At 66.5% G+C, this 18,955-nt stretch carries 22 protein-coding genes; 16 read left to right on the top strand and 6 right to left on the bottom strand.

Going from position 1 to position 18,955, the window contains the following annotated elements; all coding sequences use genetic code 11:
- Positions 1–32: 32 nt before the first annotated feature.
- From hpf to D2V04_RS17140, 5 genes are all read left to right on the top strand, one after another.
- Positions 33–602, top strand: coding sequence for a ribosome hibernation-promoting factor, HPF/YfiA family (gene hpf, locus D2V04_RS17160; RefSeq protein ID WP_119511678.1), 570 nt, complete (start codon positions 33–35; stop codon positions 600–602).
- Between the two features lie 130 nt (positions 603–732).
- Positions 733–1,194, top strand: a complete 462-nt coding sequence (locus tag D2V04_RS17155; protein WP_119511679.1) for a PTS sugar transporter subunit IIA — start codon at positions 733–735, stop codon at positions 1,192–1,194.
- Complete coding sequence (locus D2V04_RS17150; protein ID WP_119511680.1) at positions 1,181–1,651, top strand: PaaI family thioesterase; 471 nt, start codon at positions 1,181–1,183, stop codon at positions 1,649–1,651. Before D2V04_RS17155 ends, D2V04_RS17150 begins: the two co-directional genes overlap by 14 nt.
- Positions 1,651–1,989, top strand: a complete 339-nt coding sequence (locus tag D2V04_RS17145; RefSeq protein ID WP_324186837.1) for a DUF1491 family protein — start codon at positions 1,651–1,653, stop codon at positions 1,987–1,989. The genes D2V04_RS17150 and D2V04_RS17145 overlap by 1 nt, the downstream gene beginning before the upstream one ends.
- Before the next feature lie 249 nt (positions 1,990–2,238).
- Positions 2,239–2,829 (top strand): cell wall hydrolase, encoded by a 591-nt coding sequence (locus D2V04_RS17140; protein ID WP_228766200.1) that lies wholly within the window; start codon positions 2,239–2,241, stop codon positions 2,827–2,829.
- A 31-nt stretch (positions 2,830–2,860) separates the two neighbouring features.
- Here the strand turns inward: D2V04_RS17140 and xth are convergent, their stop codons facing one another.
- From xth to D2V04_RS17125, 3 genes are all read right to left on the bottom strand, one after another.
- Positions 2,861–3,640, bottom strand: coding sequence for an exodeoxyribonuclease III (gene xth / locus D2V04_RS17135; protein ID WP_119511721.1), 780 nt, complete (start codon positions 3,638–3,640; stop codon positions 2,861–2,863).
- Positions 3,641–3,754: 114 nt separating this feature from the next.
- Entirely contained in the window at positions 3,755–4,084 is a 330-nt protein-coding gene (gene erpA, locus D2V04_RS17130) for an iron-sulfur cluster insertion protein ErpA (RefSeq protein ID WP_119511682.1), read from the bottom strand.
- A gap of 31 nt (positions 4,085–4,115) precedes the next feature.
- Positions 4,116–4,547 carry a CBS domain-containing protein gene (locus tag D2V04_RS17125; protein WP_119511683.1) on the bottom strand — a complete coding sequence of 144 codons (432 nt, stop codon included), beginning with the start codon at positions 4,545–4,547 and terminating at the stop codon, positions 4,116–4,118.
- A gap of 87 nt (positions 4,548–4,634) precedes the next feature.
- On the opposite strand from D2V04_RS17125, the gene D2V04_RS17120 reads away from it, so the two are divergent.
- Positions 4,635–4,928: a hypothetical protein gene (locus D2V04_RS17120; protein ID WP_119511684.1), complete on the top strand. Its 294-nt coding sequence runs from the start codon at positions 4,635–4,637 to the stop codon at positions 4,926–4,928.
- 33 nt (positions 4,929–4,961) lie between these two features.
- Positions 4,962–6,074: a calcium:proton antiporter gene (locus D2V04_RS17115; RefSeq protein ID WP_119511685.1), complete on the top strand. Its 1,113-nt coding sequence runs from the start codon at positions 4,962–4,964 to the stop codon at positions 6,072–6,074.
- Between the two features lie 6 nt (positions 6,075–6,080).
- On the opposite strand, the gene D2V04_RS17110 is transcribed toward D2V04_RS17115, so the two are convergent.
- The 3 genes from D2V04_RS17110 to D2V04_RS17100 all read right to left on the bottom strand — a co-directional run bounded on the left by D2V04_RS17110 (position 6,081) and on the right by D2V04_RS17100 (position 10,720).
- Positions 6,081–7,886, bottom strand: coding sequence for an AMP-dependent synthetase/ligase (locus tag D2V04_RS17110; RefSeq protein WP_119511686.1), 1,806 nt, complete (start codon positions 7,884–7,886; stop codon positions 6,081–6,083).
- 92 nt (positions 7,887–7,978) lie between these two features.
- On the bottom strand, positions 7,979–9,682 hold the full coding sequence (ggt, locus tag D2V04_RS17105) for a gamma-glutamyltransferase (protein ID WP_119511687.1): 1,704 nt from the start codon (positions 9,680–9,682) through the stop codon (positions 7,979–7,981).
- A gap of 9 nt (positions 9,683–9,691) precedes the next feature.
- Complete coding sequence (locus D2V04_RS17100) at positions 9,692–10,720, bottom strand: quinone-dependent dihydroorotate dehydrogenase (protein ID WP_119511688.1); 1,029 nt, start codon at positions 10,718–10,720, stop codon at positions 9,692–9,694.
- Positions 10,721–11,021: 301 nt separating this feature from the next.
- Between D2V04_RS17100 and D2V04_RS17095 the strand changes: the two genes are divergently transcribed.
- The 9 genes from D2V04_RS17095 to D2V04_RS17055 all read left to right on the top strand — a co-directional run bounded on the left by D2V04_RS17095 (position 11,022) and on the right by D2V04_RS17055 (position 18,949).
- A complete protein-coding gene (locus tag D2V04_RS17095; protein WP_119511689.1) occupies positions 11,022–12,836 on the top strand; it encodes a DUF885 domain-containing protein in 1,815 nt (604 codons plus the stop codon).
- Positions 12,837–12,957: 121 nt separating this feature from the next.
- A complete protein-coding gene (locus D2V04_RS17090; protein ID WP_119511690.1) occupies positions 12,958–13,392 on the top strand; it encodes an SUF system Fe-S cluster assembly regulator in 435 nt (144 codons plus the stop codon).
- Entirely contained in the window at positions 13,389–14,870 is a 1,482-nt protein-coding gene (gene sufB, locus D2V04_RS17085) for a Fe-S cluster assembly protein SufB (protein WP_119511691.1), read from the top strand. Before D2V04_RS17090 ends, sufB begins: the two co-directional genes overlap by 4 nt.
- Positions 14,867–15,169, top strand: a complete 303-nt coding sequence (locus tag D2V04_RS17080; protein WP_119511692.1) for a hypothetical protein — start codon at positions 14,867–14,869, stop codon at positions 15,167–15,169. Before sufB ends, D2V04_RS17080 begins: the two co-directional genes overlap by 4 nt.
- Complete coding sequence (locus D2V04_RS17075; RefSeq protein ID WP_119511722.1) at positions 15,166–15,702, top strand: endonuclease domain-containing protein; 537 nt, start codon at positions 15,166–15,168, stop codon at positions 15,700–15,702. The genes D2V04_RS17080 and D2V04_RS17075 overlap by 4 nt, the downstream gene beginning before the upstream one ends.
- Positions 15,686–16,429, top strand: coding sequence for a Fe-S cluster assembly ATPase SufC (sufC, locus tag D2V04_RS17070; RefSeq protein ID WP_119511693.1), 744 nt, complete (start codon positions 15,686–15,688; stop codon positions 16,427–16,429). The genes D2V04_RS17075 and sufC overlap by 17 nt, the downstream gene beginning before the upstream one ends.
- Positions 16,426–17,175 (top strand): SufD family Fe-S cluster assembly protein, encoded by a 750-nt coding sequence (locus tag D2V04_RS17065; RefSeq protein ID WP_119511694.1) that lies wholly within the window; start codon positions 16,426–16,428, stop codon positions 17,173–17,175. The genes sufC and D2V04_RS17065 overlap by 4 nt, the downstream gene beginning before the upstream one ends.
- On the top strand, positions 17,172–18,437 hold the full coding sequence (locus D2V04_RS17060) for an aminotransferase class V-fold PLP-dependent enzyme (protein ID WP_119511695.1): 1,266 nt from the start codon (positions 17,172–17,174) through the stop codon (positions 18,435–18,437). Before D2V04_RS17065 ends, D2V04_RS17060 begins: the two co-directional genes overlap by 4 nt.
- Complete coding sequence (locus D2V04_RS17055; protein ID WP_119511696.1) at positions 18,434–18,949, top strand: SUF system Fe-S cluster assembly protein; 516 nt, start codon at positions 18,434–18,436, stop codon at positions 18,947–18,949. Before D2V04_RS17060 ends, D2V04_RS17055 begins: the two co-directional genes overlap by 4 nt.
- Positions 18,950–18,955 lie beyond the last annotated feature (6 nt).

Below are 18,955 nucleotides of genomic sequence, written 5' to 3'. Positions count from 1 at the left end.
GGTCTCGCCCAAGCAATGGAGAATGATCGCCGATGGATATCCGCATTTCTGGCCACCAGATGGAGACGGGCACTGCCCTGCAGGATCACGCCGCCGAGCGGCTGAACGCGATCGTCGAGAAGTATTTCAACCGAGCGCTCACCTCGCAGGTCACGTTCGGCAAGGCACCCGCCGGGGCCTTCAGTTGCGACATCGTGACCCATGTGATGCAGGGCATGATCGTCAAAAGCCATGCCGAAGCGCAGGACGCCCACCAGGCGCTCGACCGCGCGGCGGAGAAGATCGACAAGCAGCTCCGCCGCTACAAGCGCCGCCTGCAGGATCGCCACTCCCAGGCAGCGCACGCGCTGCAGGAAGAGGAGGCGGCCTATACGATCTTCGCGCCGATCGGCGAAGATGTGGAGGAAGTCGAGGGCAACGAGCCGCCGATGATCGTCGCCGAGACCACCGCAGACGTCCCCGAGACGAGCGTGGCCGACGCGGTCATGATGCTGGACCTGCGCGACACGAATGCGCTGTTCTTCAAAAACGCTGGCACCGGCCGTCATAATATGGTCTATCGCCGCCGAGATGGCTCGATCGGCTGGGTCGAGCCCCGTTGACACCGCGGCGCGGACAAGCGCCCGCCACGGAAATCAGCCGGATCGCAAGGGCTTGCTACGGTCGATCGCGCCTGCGGCGCGCGGCCCGCTCGCCAGATCATGGCATGCTGAACTGATTCGCAACCGAACGATGAACGTACATTTCAAGCTGATTCCCGAAGCATTCGTGCTGAGCGATGCCGGCACCAAAGCCGCGGTTCTGGGCGATCTCGCCCAGTGCTTCGCGCGCGCCTACGGGTTCGCCGTGTCCGACGTGCTGGAGGCGCTCGAGGAGCGCGAAAAGCTCGGCAGCACCGGTTTCGGCCGGGGGGTCGCGATCCCGCACGCACGCCTCACCGGGATCAACCGCCCGGTTGCGGCCGTGCTCAAGCTGTCCGCACCGGTCGATTTCCATGCGGCCGACGGCATGCCGGTGGAACTCGCCTTCGGCCTGATCTCGCCCGAGAACGCCGGCGTCGCGCACCTTCACGCGCTCGCGGCCATTTCGCGGCTGGTGCGCGACGAGGCGACCAATCGGATGCTGCTCGAGGCGACCGACACAGAGGCGCTGATCGCGTCGCTCACCAACGCCAGCGATCGTGACGTCGCCTGACTCTCGGTCCGGCGCCGGCCCGCACTACCGAGGGCTCGAGGCGCTCTACCGGTCCGCGCCGGTCAACGCACTGTTCGAATCGACGCTGGAAATCGTCGACGAAGGGCGGTCGCGGATCGAGTTCGTCGTGACCCCGGCCGCCTATCACGCCGCCGGCGCGGCGCACGGGACGATCTATTTCAAGATGCTCGACGATGCCGCCTTCTACGCGGCGAACACGCTGATCACCGACCGCTTCCTCCTGACGACTTCGTTCAACCTCCATTTCACCAAGCCGGTGCGCGAAGGCAAAGTGACGGCCGAGGGGCGCTGGATCAGCGGACGGCGGCGCGTTCTGGTCGCCGAAGCGCGGTTGATCGATGCCGAAGGCGAAGAGATCGGCCGGGGCACGGGCACGTTCATGCGCTCGCGGATCGCACTTTCGAGCCTCGCGGGCTATCGCCCCGGCCAGGCCTGATGGTGGACCGCCGGCTGCCCGCGCATCTCGAAGCGGCGGCGATTCTGCGGCTTGCCGAATCGCTCGGCGGGTTCGGCACGGTTATCGAAAAAGGTGAACGCGACTCGGGCACGATTCTGCTGGTAACGATATTTCGCGGTCGCGCGGCGCGGCTTTACGAAAGAATGCCGCAGCTCGACGGAACCCGCGCTTTCGTGCTGTCTCGCGAGCAAGACGCTGAAAACCCATTGGAATTTTCCGAGTATTTGACGCGGCGCAAGCGCCAGGACGGCGATATCTGGATTCTCGAGGCAGATATCGCGGACCAAGAACGGTTCGTCGCATCCCTGCCGCGTTAAGTTGACATCGAAACGCCGCTATCTATCTGGCCGCGCAACTACCGATGCGCAGGCGGCATGGGCGGCATTTCGGCCGCGCGGCAGGCACGCAGACGGGGAACGGCCGGCAGGCCTTTTTCATCCGGACCCATCCTAAACGCAATTTGACGCGATCAGGTCCCAGCCTGCGACTGTGCTCGTTCACCGCCTAGATATGACGGATTGATGAGTCGAAAGACCCGCTTGGCGTCGTTGGCGGCGCTTGCCGCAATGACCAGTTTTACGGTTGCCAGCGCCGAAGGTTCCGGCGCCAACGCCCAGATGGGCGAGAACCCCCAGATTTCCGAACCGGTGCTGACCGAGGAGGTCGTTCCGGTTTTCGTCGAGAAGGAAGTGGTCCAGCCGCTTCCCGACGCCGCAACGGCGCAGGATCTCGCCGATGCGAGCTCGCTGCGCGAACTGGTTGCGCAAATCCCCGATCATGGGCGGCTTTCGCGCGAGATGGAATGCCTCGCGGGTGCGATCTACTTCGAATCGCGCGGCGAGCCGCTCGCAGGCCAGCTTGCCGTGGCGCAAGTGGTGATCAATCGTGCCAACTCGGGCCTCTTCCCCTCGAGTTACTGCGGTGTGGTGTTCCAGCGCGCCCAGTTCTCCTTCGTGCGGGGCGGCGGCATGCCTCACATTCGGCGCGGATCGGCCGCGTGGGAACGTGCCAAGGCCGTGGCGCACATCGCGCACGAAGGGCTGTGGGAAAGCGAAGCCGCGGACTCGCTCTATTTCCACGCCACTTACGTCAAACCGTCGTGGAGCCGCAGCAAGCAGGCGCGCGCCACGATCGACACACACGTCTTCTACCGCTGATCGGTGAGCGGAGGCCGATGCCTCCGCAGCCTCATGCCCGGTCGGCGACGTCGACCCACACCGGCGTGTGATCGCTGGCTTTTTCGCGGCCCCGGTATTCCTTGTCGACCCCCGCGGCGACCATGCGGTCGGCGAGTTCGGGGCTGAGCAGCAGGTGATCGATGCGGAAGCCGTGGTCGCGTTGCCAGGCGCCGGCCTGATAGTCCCAGAAGGTCCACACACCGCCGCGCGGATTCAACGTATCGAGCGCGTCGGTCCAGCCGGCCGCCAGCAACCGGCGATAGGCGGCGCGCGATTCCGGCTGCATCAGCGCGTCGCTGGCCATGGCCGCGGGCGACCAGACGTCCTTGTCCTCGGGAATGACGTTGAAGTCGCCCACCACGGCGCAGGGGATCTCCAGCGCCCACAGCTCGGCCATGCGCGCACGTAGCCGCTCCATCCAGGCGAGCTTGTAATCGAACTTGGGGCCGGGCTGCGGATTGCCGTTGGGCAGGTAGATGCAGGCGATCCGCACGCCGTTCACGTCGGCTTCGATGTAGCGCGCATGGAGATCGTCCGGATCGCCGGGCAAGGTGCGCTGCGCCTCGACCGGCTGCACCCCGTCCGCGAGGATCGCGACGCCGTTGAACCCTTTCTGGCCATGCCAGATCGCCTTGTAGCCGATCTTCTCGAACGCGTCGGCGGGGAAGCCCTCGTCCTGGCTCTTGATCTCCTGCAGGCAGGCGACCGTGGGGCGGGTTTCCTCGAGCCACTCGATCAGCCGCGGCAGGCGCGCCTTGACGCCGTTGATATTGAAGCTGGCGATTCTCAGAGCAACCTCCCGCACACCGTTGGAGCGGAGCCTACCGGTCCCGCCCTTCAACGCTTCGCTAGAAGAAAATGGGCGGCTTCGAAAGCGCGGCGCGCGCCCAAGTGGGAAGCGGCGCTAGATTCCGAAGCTGGAGCCACAGCCGCAACCGGCGGCGGCGTTGGGATTCTCGACCTTGAAGGCCGCACCGCCCAGCGATTCCACGAAATCGACCGTACTGCCCGCGACGAGGTCCAGGCTGACGGGATCGACCACCAGGCGCACGCCGTCGGTCTCGCTCACGCTGTCGTCCGTGTCGGGCGCATCGGCGAGATCGAACTTGTACTGGAAGCCGGAGCAGCCGCCTCCTTCCACCGAAAGCCGCAGCACGGCGGGTTTCGCCTGACGTTCGGCAATCCATGCAATGCGCTTCGCGGCGGCGGGCGTGAGAGTCAGCGTGTCGGCCATGGGGGCGATATGGGGATGCGCCGGGCCGCGCTCAAGCGGTTCGGATATAGTCACGCATCGCAGCCGCATCGCGCTCGACTTCGTCGATCCGCGACTTGACCAGATCGCCGATCGAGATGAACCCGCACATGACCTCCCCGTCGACGACCGGCAAGTGGCGCACGCGCCGCCGGGTCATCAGCGCCATGGCCTCGTCGACTTTGGTTTTCGGCGAAACGGTGATTGCGGGCGCGGTCATCACCTCGCCCACCGTGCGGTCGAACGCGGCGGCCCCTTCCTTCGCCACGCAGTAGAGCACATCGCGCTCCGAGAAGATGCCCGCAACCCTGCCGCCTTCCATAACCGGCATGGCGCCGATCCGGCGCTCGGCGAGCAGGGCGACCGCATCGCGCATCCGGGTCGCTGCTTCGCACTGCACGATGTCGGCGCGTGCCCGGCCGACGATCAGGCTGGCTATGTCCATGGTATCCGGCCTCCTTCGCTAGGATGGGAGAATGCCATGAAACGCCCGCCATTGCCAATCGGGCGGGAAACAGCCAGTTGGGACTGGATGACATCCCGATCGCCCCTCGACGATCCCGACAAGGCCGCATTCGCGTGGGGCCGCTACAAGCGGCTTATGCGCGTGATGGTGCTCGTCACGCTGGTCGTGGTCGCGCTGGTCCTTGGCTACATCTATGTCACCGACAGCGCGCTTTCGATCCACTTCTACATCGCCACCGGACTCGGCGTCGGGGTGGCAATGATGCTGACCGCCGCCCTGATGGGGCTGGTGTTCCTCTCGAGCGGGACCGGTCACGACGAGAGCATCGACGACCCGACGAACGACAAGTGGCGCGACTAGTCGCGCGGTGTCCAACGCGCTAGCGAGGGACGGATGACAGCGCCTGCAGCCCAGACTACCAGACCGTCCGTGCGCTTCTTCGGCCTTTCTTCCTGGTCGGTTTTTGCACCGCTTGTCGCGCTGGCTGCCGTTCTGCTGGGCAAACCCGAAGGTCCGGCCCTTGCGGTCGTGGTCGGCGTGTTGCTCGGCGCCGCGATCCTGGCCGCGGTTTATCATGCCGAGGTCCTTGCGCATCACCTGGGGGAGCCGTTCGGTACGCTCGTGCTCGCCCTGGCGGTCACGATCATCGAAAGCTCGCTGATCGTCTCGATCATGCTGAGCGAGGGCGCGCAGGCCCAGGCGCTGGCGCGCGATACGCTGATTGCGGCGATCATGATCACGATCAACGGCATCATCGGCCTCTGTCTGCTGGCCGGCGGCCGGCGACATCACGAGCAGAGTTATACCCAGTCGGGAGTGAGTGCCGGCCTGGCCATGCTTGCGACGCTGTCCGTGCTGACGCTGATCCTGCCGAACTACACGACCAGCGCCAGCGGCGCCTTCTACAATTCCCAGCAGCTCGTGTTCGTGGCGATCATCTCGCTGCTGATCTACGCGACGTTCGTCGTCGCGCAGACGATCCGCCATCGCGACCATTTCCTGCACCACATTCCCGACGCAGACGACCGTGCGCACGAAGCGCCGGTGCCGCGTCCGAAAGCAATGGCGGCAGGTGCGGCCATGCTTGTCGCGCTGGCGGCGGTCGTGCTGCTGGCCAAGAACCTCTCGCCGGTGATCGAGGTCGGGGTCGCGGCGATCGGCGCGCCGCGTGCGCTAGTCGGAATCATCATCGCCGCGCTGGTGCTCGCGCCAGAGGGATTCGCAGCGCTGCGTGCCGCGCGCGCCAATCGCGTGCAGACCAGCCTCAACCTCGCGATCGGCTCCGCATTGGCCTCCATCGGGCTGACCATTCCCGCGGTCGCGACGGTGGCGCTGATCTTGGGTCTCGATCTCGAACTGGGTCTGTCGATGCCCTCGATCGTGATCCTCGCCCTCACTCTCCTGGTCGCCGCGATCACGCTGGGCCGTGGACGCACGACTGTGGTCCAAGGCGTGATTCACCTGACGATTTTCGCGACCTTCCTGTTCATCACGATCGTTCCCTAGGCGGCGCTAACTCCGGTAGAGCGCGTCCAATCGCGGCTGGTAGCGTTCGCGGATCTTGTGGCGGCGAATCTTCATCGAGGGAGTCATCTCCTCGTTCTCGATCGTGAACGGCTCGTCGGCGAAGGCGAACTGGCGGACTTTCTCGATCACCGAGAGATCCCGGTTCACTTCGTCGATCGCGGCGCGCACCGCGCTGCGGAAGGCGGGCAGGCCTTGCAGTTCCTTCATGTCGAACTTCTCGTCGTTGGCGTTGGCCCATTCGAGCGCCCATTCCGCGTCGGGCACGATCAGGCCCACGACGTAAGGGCGCCGGTCGCCGCTCACCATCGCTTGCGCGATCTCCTGCCGCAGGGTCAGCATGCCCTCGATCTTCTGCGGCGCGACGTTGTCGCCCTTGTCGTTGACGATCATGTCCTTCTTGCGGTCGGTGATGACGATCCGGCCCTTCTCGTCGAGATGACCGATGTCGCCCGTGTGCAGCCAGCCGTCCTTGAGCGTACGCCGCGTCTCGGCCTCGTTGCGCCAATAACCGTGCATGACCAGCTCGCCGCGGCAGAGGATCTCGCCATCCTCCGCGATCTGAATCTCCACTCCGCGCAAGGGCGGGCCGACCGTATGCATCGCGATCCCTGCGTTCGGTCGATTGCAGCTGATCACCGGCCCCGCCTCGGTCTGGCCGTAGCCCTGAAGCATGGTCAGCCCCATCGCCTGGAAGAACACCCCGACATCGGGATTGAGCGGCGCGCCGCCGCTGACCATCGCTTTGATCCGCCCGCCGAAGCGCTGGCGAATCTTCGGCCGCAGCAGCCGCTCGAGAACGAAATTCAGCGTTTTGTCGCCGAAACGGTAGCGGCCTTCCGCCTGCCGCTCGCCGAGCGCGAGCGCGCGGTCCATCAGCGCCTTGGCCGCCCCACCCTGCTTATCGACCTGCTTCATGATCCGCTGGCGCAGGACTTCGAACAGGCGCGGGACGACGACCATGATCGTCGGGCGCGTCTCCTCGATATTGCTGGCGAGCTTCTCGAGTCCCTCGGCGTAGTAGATCTCCGCGCCCACCGCGATCGGCAGGCACTGGCCGCCGGTGTGCTCGTAGGCATGGCTCAGCGGCAGGAACGAGAGGAAGCGCTCGTCTGCATCGAGCCCGAAATCGTTCGCCAGGATATCCGCCGCGCCGGCGACGTTGCAAAGGATCGCACCGTGATGCTGCAACACGCCGCGTGGCGCGCCGCCGGTGCCGCTGGTGTAGATGATGCAGGCGGTGTCGTCGCGGCCGATAGCGGCGATCCGCTCTTCCACCGCCTTGCGTGCGGCGACGGCGTCGCCTTTGACCATGTTCGGCCAGGCGTGGCAGGCGAGATTGCCTTGCTGGTATTTGCGGATGCCGTCGATCGGGATGACATGCTCGGCGATGCCGGTGCGCATGATCGCCGGGAGCAGGGGCTGCGAGAGTTTCTCGGTCGATACGATGACCGCCCGGGCGCCCGAATTGTCGAGGATATGGACGTGGTCGCGCTCGGTATTGGTGGTGTAGGCGGGCACGGTAACGCAGCCCGCCGCCATGATCGCAAGATCGGCGATGCACCATTCGGGGCGGTTTTCGGAGACCAGCATAACCCGGTCGCCCTGCTCTAGCCCGAGGGCGCGGAGGTTTTCGGCCAGAATGCAGACCGTTTCGGCCGCCTCGCGCCAACTCGTCGTCTGCCACGCCCCGCCGCGCTTGACCCCCAGCATGGGCGCGTCGCCCTTCGCATCGGCACGCTTGAGGAAGAGTTCGACGAGGTTATTCGCCGAATCGATATCGGAAAGCTGCAAGTCTCTGGGCTCCTGCTCCCACGTCCGGCTTCACTGCGGCCGGTGGCCCGGATTACGCCGCCGTCGCGGTAGCGGCAAGCGTGGGATCGCCGTCAGGGCAGGATCAGCTTCGCCTCGACCCGCGGGTCGCGGGCGGGAATCCAGCGGTCGCCCCGGCGCAGCACCGCATTCCCCTTCACACCCGCCTCGCGCACCGCGATCTCGCTGTGGCCGAGCGCCTTCAACTGCGGGATTGCGCCTTCGAGCCAGGTGCCCTCCTCCACGGTCACACCGTCGCCGTACGCCATGACGAACGGCATGCCGAGCGCCGCTTCCGTGCCCAGGCCGAAGTCGATCACGCCGATGATGCTGCGGGCGGTCTGCACCGGAATCGTGCTCCCGCCTGCGGCGCCGATTGCCAGCACCGGGCGGCCCTGCGGATCCCATACGACCATCGGTGCCATCGAGCTGCGCGGACGCTTGCCCGCTTCGACCCTGTTGACGACCGGGCGACCGTCGACTTCCGGCGACCGGCTGAAGTCGGTCAACTCGTTGTTGAGGAAGAAGCCGCCGGTCATTAGCCCGGAGCCGAAGGCGCTCTCGATGGTCGAGGTATAGCTGATCATCGTGTCGTCGGCGTCGACTACGGCAAAGTGAGAGGTACCGCGCTCCTCCGGCTCGTCGCCGTCGGCCAGCGCGGTCGATGCACCAGCGGGCACGCCGGCGACGACCGCCTCGATCGTCGAATCGGGATCGATCAGCGCGCTGCGCCGCGCGAGATAATCGCGGTCGATCAGGCCCTGGACGGGGACCGATACGAAGTCGCTGTCGGCGATGTAGAGTTCGCGGTCGGCATAGGCGAGCCGCTGCGATTCGAGGAACAGATGCCAAGTGACCGGGCTCTCGGCCCCGAGTGCGGAGAGGTCGAAGCGCTCGAGCTGGCCGAGGATCTGCAGCACCGCGATCCCGCCCGAGCTCGGCGGACCCATGCCGCAGATGCGGTAGGCACGGTAAGTGCCGCAGACGGCCTCACGTTCCTTCGCCTCATAGGTGGCGAGATCGGCCGCCGTCATCGCGCCATCGTGCGGTGTCTCGGCGGCGACCGTTGCGGCGAGCGCCTCGGCTCGCGGACCTTCGTAGAAGGCTTCGGGTCCTGCGGCGGCGATCGCCTCGAACGTGCGGGCAAGCTCTTCGTTGACGACCAGGTGCCCGGCGGGCTGCGGCTGGCCCGCCTCATCGAAGAACAGCGCCCGCCCCGTCTCGGTCCATCCGGCGCGCTCGGCCGTCGAGGTGAGCGACCCGTTGAGCCGCGGATTGATGCGGAAGCCTTCGCGCGCCAGCTCGATCGCCGGCTCGAACAGCGTGGCCCAGGGCAACCGTCCGTGCTGTTCGTGGGCGAGTGCGGCCAGCGCAATGTTACCCGGAACGCCGACGCTGAGACCGCTCTTCACCGACTCGCCGAACGGCGGCACCGTGCCGTCCGGGCGCAGGAACCAGTCCGGCGTCGCGCCGGCCGGCGCTTTCTCTCGTCCGTCGAAGGTTTCGACCGTTCCGTCCGCGGCGCCCCGGACCATGAAGCCGCCGCCGCCGATGCCCGAGCTCTGCGGCTCGACCACGGTCAGCGCGAGCATCGTCGCAATCGCGGCGTCGGTGGCGCTGCCGCCCCGGCGCAACATGGCCATGCCCGCCTCCTGCGCGCGCGGATCGGCGGCGCTGACCGTCCCGACGAAGCCGGCGTCGGTCTCCGCTGGCGGAACGGTCGCGCACCCAGCTAGGGCGAGGAGGGCGGCGATGGGGACGAGAACGGTGCGAAGCATGCGACGTGGCTATTCGCTCCCGACCGCCTCGGCAAGCGTGGCGAAGCCGTCGCGGCGCATCAGCTCTTCCATCCCGCGCACGATCCGCCGCGCCAGCCCCGGCCCTTCATAGACCATGGCGCTGTAGAGCTGGACCAGGCTGGCGCCCGCGCGGATGCGAGCCCAGGCGTCTTCCGCACTGCCGATCCCGCCCACGCCGATCAGCGGGATCGCACCGCCGGTCGCGGCGCGAAAGTCGCGCAGCCGCTGCTGCGCCAGATCGCGCAAGGGCGCGCCCGAAAGCCCGCCGGTCTCTCCCGCCTGCGGTGACGCGAGCGGCGGGCGCGAAATGGTCGTGTTCGAGACGATCAGTGCGCCGAGCCGCTTGTCGAGCGCGATGCGGGCGATCGCATCCATGTCCGCAGGCTCAAGATCCGGCGCGACCTTGAGGAACACCGGCGGACCGTCCGCCGGGCGCGCATCGAGCACGGCATCGAGCAGCGCAATCAGCGCGCCCTCGTCCTGCAAGGCGCGCAGGCCCGGGGTGTTGGGGCTGGAGATATTGACCGTGAGATAGCTCGCCAGCGGCGCGAATCGGCGGGTAAGCAGCGCGTAGTCGGCAATCCGGTCGGCCGAATCCTTGTTCGCGCCGATATTGACCCCGACGATCCCGGGCCGGGCCGCGCGCCGGCGCAGCCGTGCCTCTGCCTCCGCCGCGCCGCCGTTGTTGAACCCCATGCGGTTGATCACCGCGCGGTCCTCCGCCAGCCGGAACAGGCGCGGCCTGGGATTGCCCGGCTGCGGCAGCGGAGTGATCGAGCCGATCTCGACGAACCCGAAGCCGAGACCGAGCACCGCGTCGGGCACTTCGCCGTCCTTGTCGAACCCCGCGGCCATGCCGAGCGGATTGGGGAAGCGTAGCCCCGCCACTTCGGTTGCGAGCGGTCCCGGCGCCGGCGGCGTGCGCGCCGGCGAGAGCTTGAGCGCCGCGATCGTCGTGCGATGCGCGGTTTCGGGGGCGAGCGCGAAGAGCGCGGGACGGGCAAGGCGGAACAGCATTGCGGGCGCCTATGGCAAGCGCACCCGGCCCTGTCGACTGTGCCGAGCGGGTGCGTTTCGGGTTCGTGCCCGCAAGGAAATTTCGCGGGGCCATGTCGCATCCATACAATCGTGCACCGGCGACTCGCTCTAGAGAGGGCGCTGCGACCCGAAGGCGCTCGGTGCAATGGTGCGCCGGGTTCCTTGCCTTTGCAGGGCGGCGCTCCATCGGGAGTGCCGCCCTCTTTTTTCGCTGGTCTGGCCATGACGCGCAAATCGCGCCACAAGCCCGGCCGTCATTCGAAGAAAAGGGAGGTCGCTGATGGCGAAGAGGATTTTGGGTGTTTCGCTGCTGGCACTGGCGCTGGCGGGATGCGCCGCCACCGGAGAGGAACCGCGCACGACGCAGGTGGCCGGCTCCGAGACCGCGGCGACGCGGCCGGCGTCCGACATAGGGACGCTGTTCGAGCGTTATGACGAGGCGCAACTGGCGCTCTCGCCGCTCGGCAAGGCCTACCGCGGTATTCGCGATTCGGACTACGACGACTGGGGCGACTTCACCGACGCGGCCGAAGTGCGCGAGCAGGAATTGCTCCAGAAGACGGCCGCGACCCTGCGCGCGAACTTCGATCCCGCCACGCTGCCGGAACAGGATGCGCTCAGCTATCGCCTGTTCGACGCCATGGCGAAGCGCAGCGCGACGCTGTTTCCCTATCGCGAGTACGGCTACATCTTCGACCAGATGAACGGCGCACAGAGCGGGTTGCCGGCGTTCCTGATCAACATCCACTCGGTGGCCGACGAGGAGCAGGCGCGCGCCTACGTCAGCCGCATCGAGGGACTCGGCCCGGTGCTCGATACGCTGATCGCCGAATCGCGCGAGCGGGCGGCGAATGGCGTGATGCCCCCCGACTGGGTCTATCCCTACGTCATCTCGGATATCGAGAACCTGCTGAATGCGGGCGAGGAGAACGCAATCCTGGTCGACTTCGCCGGCAAGGCCAAGGCGCTGGAACTGGACGCGGCGAAAGAAGCGGAGCTGATCTCTGCGGCGCGGGCCGCGTGGGAGGATTCGGCCGCGCCGGCCTATCAGCGGCTGCTCGCCGAGATGAAGCGTCAGCAGGCGAATGCGCCGACCGACGACGGCATCTGGCGTCTGCCCGAAGGCGCGGCCTACTACTCCGCGCTGCTCAAGAACTACACCACGACCGATCTCACCGCCGACCAGATTCACCAGATCGGCCTCGACAACGTCGCGCGCATCCATGGCGAGATGCGGGCGATCATGCAGCAGGTCGGATTCGAGGGTACGCTGCAGGAGTTCTTCGCGCACGTCCGCACCGATCCGCGCTTCTATTACGACACCCGCGAGGAGTATCTGGCCGACGTAGAGAAGCACCGCGTGGCGATGGAAGCGGCGCTGCCGCAGTATTTCTCGACGCTTCCGGAAGATCCGCTGACGGTGAAGCCGGTCGAGGCGTTCCGGGAGAAGAGCGCCGGCAAGGCCTTCTACTCGCGCCCGGCGCCGGATGGTTCGCGCCCGGGCACCTACTACGTCAACCTCTACAACCTGAAGGACATGTCGAAGAACGAGCTCGAGGCTCTGTTCTACCACGAGGGGCTGCCGGGCCACCACCTGCAGCTTTCGATCCAGACGCAGCTCGGCGACGTACCGCCCTTCCGCCGCTTCGGCGGAGTCACCGCCTATACCGAAGGCTGGGGCCTCTATGCCGAGGAACTGGGCAAGGACATGGGCTTCTACACCGACCCCTATTCGGACTTCGGCCGGCTGGGGATGGAGCTGTGGAGAGCCTGTCGACTGGTCGTGGACACCGGCATCCACCACAAGCGCTGGAGCCGCGAGCAGGCAATTCAGTACCTGACCGAGAACACGCCCAATCCCGAAGGCGACATTCGCAAGGCGATCGAGCGCTATGTGGTCTATCCCGGCCAGGCGACCGCCTACATGATCGGCAAGCTCAAGATCATGGAGCTGCGCGAGCGGGCGAAGGCGGCGCTGGGCGCGGAGTTCGACATTCGCGGCTTCCACGATGCGATCCTCAGCAGCGGCCCCGTGCCACTCTCGATCATGGAGGAGAACGTCGATGCCTGGATCGCGGCGGAGAAGGCCGGATAGCCATCGCTCCCTGAGGGCTAGCGCGGAGAGGTTGCTAACGACTCGCAACTGACGGTTTTCGGTTGAAAGCCGGCGGCGCGGTGCATAGGTGCAAATCGGAACGAAATGGTCTGATTTGACGATGCGCCTCTCCAACCTTGCCGACTATGCGGTCGTGACGATGAGTGCCGCCGCGCGCCATTGCGGCGGCGGGCGCACGAGCGCGGCCGAACTGGCGGCGGAGACGGGGCTGCCGGTGCCGACGGTGCAGAAGGTGGTCAGCAAGCTCTCCGCCGCGGGTCTGCTGCGCTCGGTGCGCGGCGCGGGCGGCGGGCTGCAGCTCGCGCGCCCGGCCGCGGCGATCACGCTGGCGGACATCGTCGAAGCGGTCGAAGGCCCGATCGCTCTGACCGCCTGCATCGACGGCGACGAATGCGCGGTCGATCACACCTGCAGCGTCAAGCCGCACTGGCCGGTGGTCAACGCCGCGCTGCGCGGCGCGCTCGCAGGCATCCCGCTGACACAGCTTTCGAAGGCCGCACCGCGTGAACCGAATCTCACTGGAATTTCCGCATGACTGACGACATCGACATCCAGGATCGCGATGCCCGCGAAGCCGCTGCCCGCGCGGCCGAGTACGAATTCGGCTGGTCGAGCGACATCGAGCAGGAGTTCGCGCCCAAGGGGCTGAACGAGGATACGGTCCGCTTCATCAGCGCCAAGAAGCGCGAGCCGGAATGGATGCTCGACTGGCGCCTCAAGGCCTTCCGCCTGTGGCAGGAGATGGAGGAGCCGAACTGGGCCAAGGTCGGCTATCCGCCGATCGATTACCAGGACGCCTACTATTATGCCGCGCCCAAGAAGAAGGAACAGCTCGAGTCGCTCGACGAGCTCGATCCCGAGATCAAATCGGTCTACGACAAGCTCGGCATTCCCGTGGCGGAGCAGGAAGTGCTCGCCGGGGTCAAGGGCGCGCGCAAGGTCGCGGTCGACGCGGTGTTCGACAGCGTTTCGGTGGCGACGACCTTCCGCGAGGAGCTCAAGCGTGCCGGCGTTATCTTCCTCTCCATCAGCGAGGCGATCCGCGAGCATCCCGAGTTGGTGAAGAAGTGGCTCGGCCGTGTGGTGCCGCAGCGCGACAACTACTTCGCCACCCTCAACAGCGCGGTCTTCTCCGACGGCACGTTCGTCTACGTGCCCGAGGGAGTGCGCTGCCCGATGGAGCTAAGCACCTATTTCCGCATCAATGCTGAGAACACGGGCCAGTTCGAACGCACGTTGATCGTGGCCGAGAAAGGCTCCTACGTCTCGTACCTCGAAGGCTGCACTGCGCCGATGCGCGATGAGAACCAGCTCCACGCCGCCGTGGTGGAACTGGTCGCGCTCGAGGATGCCGAGATCAAGTACTCGACCGTGCAGAACTGGTACCCCGGCAATGCCGAGGGCAAGGGCGGGATCTACAACTTCGTCACCAAGCGCGGCCTGTGCCAAGGCGCGCGCAGCAAGATCTCGTGGACCCAGGTCGAGACCGGCAGCGCCGTGACCTGGAAATACCCGAGCTGCGTGCTCAACGGCGAGGATTCGGTCGGTGAGTTCTACTCGGTCGCCGTCACCAACAATTTCCAGCAGGCTGACACCGGCACCAAGATGATCCACAACGGCCGCGGCAGCCGCTCGACGATCATCTCCAAGGGTATCAGCGCCGGCAAAAGCAACAACACCTATCGCGGCCTCGTGCGCGTCGGCCCCAATGCCGAGGGCGTGCGCAACTTTACCCAGTGCGACAGTTTGTTGCTGGGCGACAAGTGCGGCGCGCACACCGTGCCCTATATCGAGGTCAAGAACCCGAGCGCGCAGATCGAGCACGAGGCGACCACCAGCAAGATTTCGGACGACCAGCTCTTCTACGCCATGCAGCGCGGGCTGGATCAGGAGCAGGCCGTCGCCCTGATCGTCAACGGCTTCGCCCGCGAAGTGCTGAAAGAGCTGCCGATGGAATTCGCGGTCGAAGCGCAAAAGCTGCTGGCGATTTCGCTGGAAGGGAGCGTGGGGTGATACGCATCCTTTTCATTATGATGCCGCTGTTAGTCGTGACTCCGGCGCATGCTACAACCCCGGCGCCGTGGATGATCGAGCACCAACAGTGTCTCGGCAAGGTGGCGGACGAGCAAATGGCTGCTGTAGCTCAAAAGTTGAGCCGCGCCGAAGCGCGTGCATTGGCTGAGGAAATTTATTGGGCCTGCCGAGCCTTGATGCCCGCAGACATGTCAGCCGTCGATCGTGTGCAATTCATCCATGGCCAGAGCCGCGATTTCGCCCGCCGACTTCGGTACCAATCCGGTGAAGCTCAGTGACCGACCGCAAGACCCTACAGCTCCGCGATTCGTCCGAGGCCGAAGCCCCATCCGCGCTAAAGAAGCGCGGCCGTGGGTGGAAGATTTCGGAAAAGCGGCTCGATGCGCTGCATGAGCGGGCGCGCGAGCTGCGGCGGCATTCGAGCGAGGCGCACAAGGCGCTGGCCGAGCGGTTCGCGAAGGCGGATCTCGGGCGCTACAAGTTCACCCGCCACGCGGTGGTCGGCTCGGCGATCGTCGATTTCAATTGCCACAACCTCGGCATGGCGATCGATATCGACGAGGACGGCGAGGACGAAGCGCTCGCCCGCCGCCGCGACAAGAGCCTCGAAGCGGTCGGCATTCGCGTGATGCGGATCAAGGCGGCCGACATTCTCGAGAACATGGACGACGTGCTGGCGCGCATCACCGCCGGCATGCGCTTGCGCATCGCCGACAAGCAGGCTGCGCGCCGCGAACATCATGCAAGCCACCCGCGCCAGAGTGCACCGCGCGGGCGCAGTTACAGGACCAGCAATGCTGAAAATCGATAATCTCCAGGCCGAAATTGGCGGCACGCGGATACTCAACGGTCTCTCGCTCGAAGTGAATGCGGGCGAAGTCCACGCGATCATGGGCCCCAACGGGGCGGGCAAGTCGACACTCGCCTACGTGCTCGGCGGGCGGCCCGGGTACGAAGTGACCGGCGGTTCGGTGGAGTTCATGGGCCGCGACCTGCTCGAGATGGAGCCGCACGAGCGCGCCGCGGCCGGCCTGTTCCTCGGCTTCCAGTATCCGGTCGAGATCCCCGGCGTTTCGAACGTGCAATTCCTGCGCGAGGCGCTCAACGCGCAGCGGCAAGTGCGCGGCGAGGAACCGCTGTCGGGCGGCGAGTTCCTCAAGCTGGCGAAGGAGAAGGCCGGGCTGCTGAAGCTCGACATGGACATGCTCAAGCGGCACGTGAACGTCGGCTTCTCGGGCGGCGAGAAGAAGCGCGCCGAGATGGTCCAGATGGGCATTCTCGATCCGCAGTTCGCTGTGCTCGACGAGACCGACTCCGGCCTCGACATCGATGCGCTCCGCGTCGTCGGCGAGGGCATCAACGCGATCATGCGTGCGCCGGAGAAGGGCGTGCTGCTGATCACGCACTACCAGCGGCTGCTCGACTACGTGAAGCCGGACTACGTCCACATCCTCAGCAGGGGCCGCATCGTGAAGACCGGCGGTCCCGATCTCGCGCTGCGGCTCGAGGAGGAAGGCTACGAGGCGGTCGCGGCATGAATGCGCTGACCGCCCTTCCCACCCGCAAGGACGAGGCCTGGCGCTATTCGGCGGTCGAGGCGCTCGCGGGCGCCGATCTCGACGCCTGGCGCGCGATCGACGTGCCGGCGGGCGAAAGCTACCGCGAGTGCCTGACGATCGAGAACAGCGAGGATACCGAGTTGCGCCGCTTGCGCTTCTCGGTCGGCGAAGGCGCGCAGTGCGAGCTGTTTGCGGTGATCGCCGCCGGGAAGCTGGGCCGGATCGAGGTTGAAGTGCGGCTTGCGAAGGGCGCGCATTTCGAGCTCGGCGGCGTCACCCTCGGCGGGCGCGACACCGTGCGCGAGTTCGTCACCCATGTGATCCATGCCGAGCCCGAAGCGACCAGCAACCAGGTCGTTCGCGCGGCCCACTGGGGCAAGGGCACCGGCAATTTCCTCGGCCAGATCGACGTCGTGCGAGACGCGCAGAAGACCGATGCGGCGCAGAGCTTCAAGGGGCTGCTGCTCGAAAAAGGCGCGAGCGTAAACGCGGTGCCGCAGCTCGAGATCTTCGCCGACGACGTGAAATGCGCCCACGGCGCGAGCGTCGGCCAGCTCGACGAGGCGGCGCGCTTCTACATGGCGGCACGCGGCCTCTCGCCCGAGCTTTCGCGGCGTCTGCTGGTCCAGGCCTTCATCGGCGACGCGTTCGTGGCGCTGGACGATGAAGCCGAGCGCGAGCGACTGATGGGCATCGCTCTTGCCAAGCTGGATCTGCACCTGTGAGCGGGCGTGTCTCCCCGAACTCCCGCGAAGGCGGAGACCTTAGCCCGCTCGCCGAGCGCCAGCGGCCTGAGGCCCCGGCCTTCACCGGGGCTCGCGATGTTCGCAAGGATTTCCCCGGCCTCGTCACCGCCGAGGGCAAGCCGTGGCACTATCTCGACACCGCTGCCACTGCGCAGAAGCCGCAAGCGGTGATCGACGCCGTCTCCCGCGCGATCGGGGCGGACTACGCAACGGTCCACCGCGGCGTCTATACGCGCTCGGCCGAGATGACGCTCGGCTACGAGGCGGCGCGGCGGCGGGTTGCGGGCTTTGTCGGCGGGCGCGAGGAGGAGCTGATCTTCAGCCGCGGCGCGACTGAGGCGATCAACCTCGTCGCCTACAGCTACCCCCATAAGGGCCGCGTGCTGCTCTCCACGCTCGAGCATCATTCGAACATCGTTCCCTGGCAGCTTGCCGGGTGGGAGGTCGATGTCTGCCCGCTGACCGAAGACGGCAGGATCGATCTAGACGCGGCCGAGCGCATGCTGACGAAGGACCACACCATGGTCGCCTTCGCACATATCTCGAACGTGCTTGGCTCGGTGGTCGACGCGAAGCGCGCGGCGGAGCTGGCGCATTCAGTGGGGGCGAAGCTGCTGCTCGACGGATGCCAGGCCGTGCCGCGCCTGCCGGTCGATGTCGCGGCGATCGGCTGCGACTTCTACGCCTTCAGCGCGCACAAGCTCTACGGCCCGACCGGGGTGGGCGCGCTCTGGGGCCGGGCCGAGCTGCTCGATGCTATGCCACCGTGGCAGGGCGGCGGCTCGATGATCGAGAAGGTGACTTTCGAACGCACGACCTATGCCCCCCCGCCGCAGCGGTTCGAGGCGGGCACCCCCGCGATCGTCGAGGCGATCGGCTTCGCCGCCGCATGCGACTATGTCGAGAGCATCGGGATCGATCGCATCCACGCGCACGAGTGCGCGCTGGTCGGGCACTTGCGCGAGGCGCTCTACGGGATGAACGACGTGACGCTGTTCGGCCCCGCCGACAGCGCGGGAATCGTAAGTTTCGCGATGCGCGGGGTTCACCCGCACGATCTCGGCACCATATTGGACGAGGAACACGTCGCGATCCGCGCCGGACACCACTGCGCGCAGCCGCTGATGGCCCATCTCGGCGTCCCCGCCACCGCGCGGGCGAGCTTCGGGCTCTATTCGGACGAAAGCGACGTCGAGGCGCTGCTGCGCGGGATCGATCGCACCAGGAGGATCTTCGGATGACCGAAGCGAGCGAAAAGAAGAAGGAATACGTGGCCGCGCCCGCGCCGAACGAGGGTTTCGCGAAACCGCCCCGCGCGCGCGTGTCGGATGCGGTCGACCCCGAGGAAAGCTCGGGGGAGACGATGGGCGAGAAGCTGGAGCGCAAGCGCGATTATCTCGAAGGCTTTCTGCAGAAGAAACCGGAGACCGTGTCGGCCGGCGCGCCGGGCGGCGAGCTCTACGAGGCGGTGATCGCAGCGCTCAAGGAGATCTACGACCCCGAGATTCCGGTCAATATCTACGATCTGGGCCTGATCTACGGCGTCGACGTCGACGGCGAAAGCGGCGTGACGATCACCATGACGCTGACCACGCCGCACTGCCCCGTCGCCGAATCCATGCCCGGCGAGGTCGAGCTGCGTGCGGCCTCCGTACCCGGGGTGCGCGATGCCGAAGTGAACCTGGTGTGGGACCCGCCATGGGGCCCGGACAAGATGACCGACGAGGCGCGGCTCGAACTGGGGATGCTCTAGGCGATC

This window comes from Pelagerythrobacter aerophilus (assembly GCF_003581645.1).
Lineage (GTDB): Bacteria > Pseudomonadota > Alphaproteobacteria > Sphingomonadales > Sphingomonadaceae > Pelagerythrobacter > Pelagerythrobacter aerophilus.
This window is presented reverse-complemented; position numbering and strand designations above follow the sequence as displayed.

Excerpts from the sequence above, each read along its gene's own strand:
- hpf (WP_119511678.1), top strand. The coding sequence starts at position 33 with ATGGATATCCGCATTTCTGGCCACCAGATGGAGACGGGCACTGCCCTG.
- D2V04_RS17155 (WP_119511679.1), top strand. The coding sequence starts at position 733 with ATGAACGTACATTTCAAGCTGATTCCCGAAGCATTCGTGCTGAGCGAT.
- D2V04_RS17145 (WP_324186837.1), top strand. The coding sequence starts at position 1,651 with ATGGTGGACCGCCGGCTGCCCGCGCATCTCGAAGCGGCGGCGATTCTG.
- D2V04_RS17140 (WP_228766200.1), top strand. The coding sequence starts at position 2,239 with ATGACCAGTTTTACGGTTGCCAGCGCCGAAGGTTCCGGCGCCAACGCC.
- erpA (WP_119511682.1), bottom strand. The coding sequence starts at position 4,084 with ATGGCCGACACGCTGACTCTCACGCCCGCCGCCGCGAAGCGCATTGCA.
- D2V04_RS17125 (WP_119511683.1), bottom strand. The coding sequence starts at position 4,547 with ATGGACATAGCCAGCCTGATCGTCGGCCGGGCACGCGCCGACATCGTG.
- D2V04_RS17120 (WP_119511684.1), top strand. The coding sequence starts at position 4,635 with ATGACATCCCGATCGCCCCTCGACGATCCCGACAAGGCCGCATTCGCG.
- D2V04_RS17115 (WP_119511685.1), top strand. The coding sequence starts at position 4,962 with ATGACAGCGCCTGCAGCCCAGACTACCAGACCGTCCGTGCGCTTCTTC.
- ggt (WP_119511687.1), bottom strand. The coding sequence starts at position 9,682 with ATGCTTCGCACCGTTCTCGTCCCCATCGCCGCCCTCCTCGCCCTAGCT.
- D2V04_RS17100 (WP_119511688.1), bottom strand. The coding sequence starts at position 10,720 with ATGCTGTTCCGCCTTGCCCGTCCCGCGCTCTTCGCGCTCGCCCCCGAA.
- D2V04_RS17095 (WP_119511689.1), top strand. The coding sequence starts at position 11,022 with ATGGCGAAGAGGATTTTGGGTGTTTCGCTGCTGGCACTGGCGCTGGCG.
- D2V04_RS17090 (WP_119511690.1), top strand. The coding sequence starts at position 12,958 with ATGCGCCTCTCCAACCTTGCCGACTATGCGGTCGTGACGATGAGTGCC.
- sufB (WP_119511691.1), top strand. The coding sequence starts at position 13,389 with ATGACTGACGACATCGACATCCAGGATCGCGATGCCCGCGAAGCCGCT.
- sufC (WP_119511693.1), top strand. The coding sequence starts at position 15,686 with ATGCTGAAAATCGATAATCTCCAGGCCGAAATTGGCGGCACGCGGATA.
- D2V04_RS17065 (WP_119511694.1), top strand. The coding sequence starts at position 16,426 with ATGAATGCGCTGACCGCCCTTCCCACCCGCAAGGACGAGGCCTGGCGC.
- D2V04_RS17055 (WP_119511696.1), top strand. The coding sequence starts at position 18,434 with ATGACCGAAGCGAGCGAAAAGAAGAAGGAATACGTGGCCGCGCCCGCG.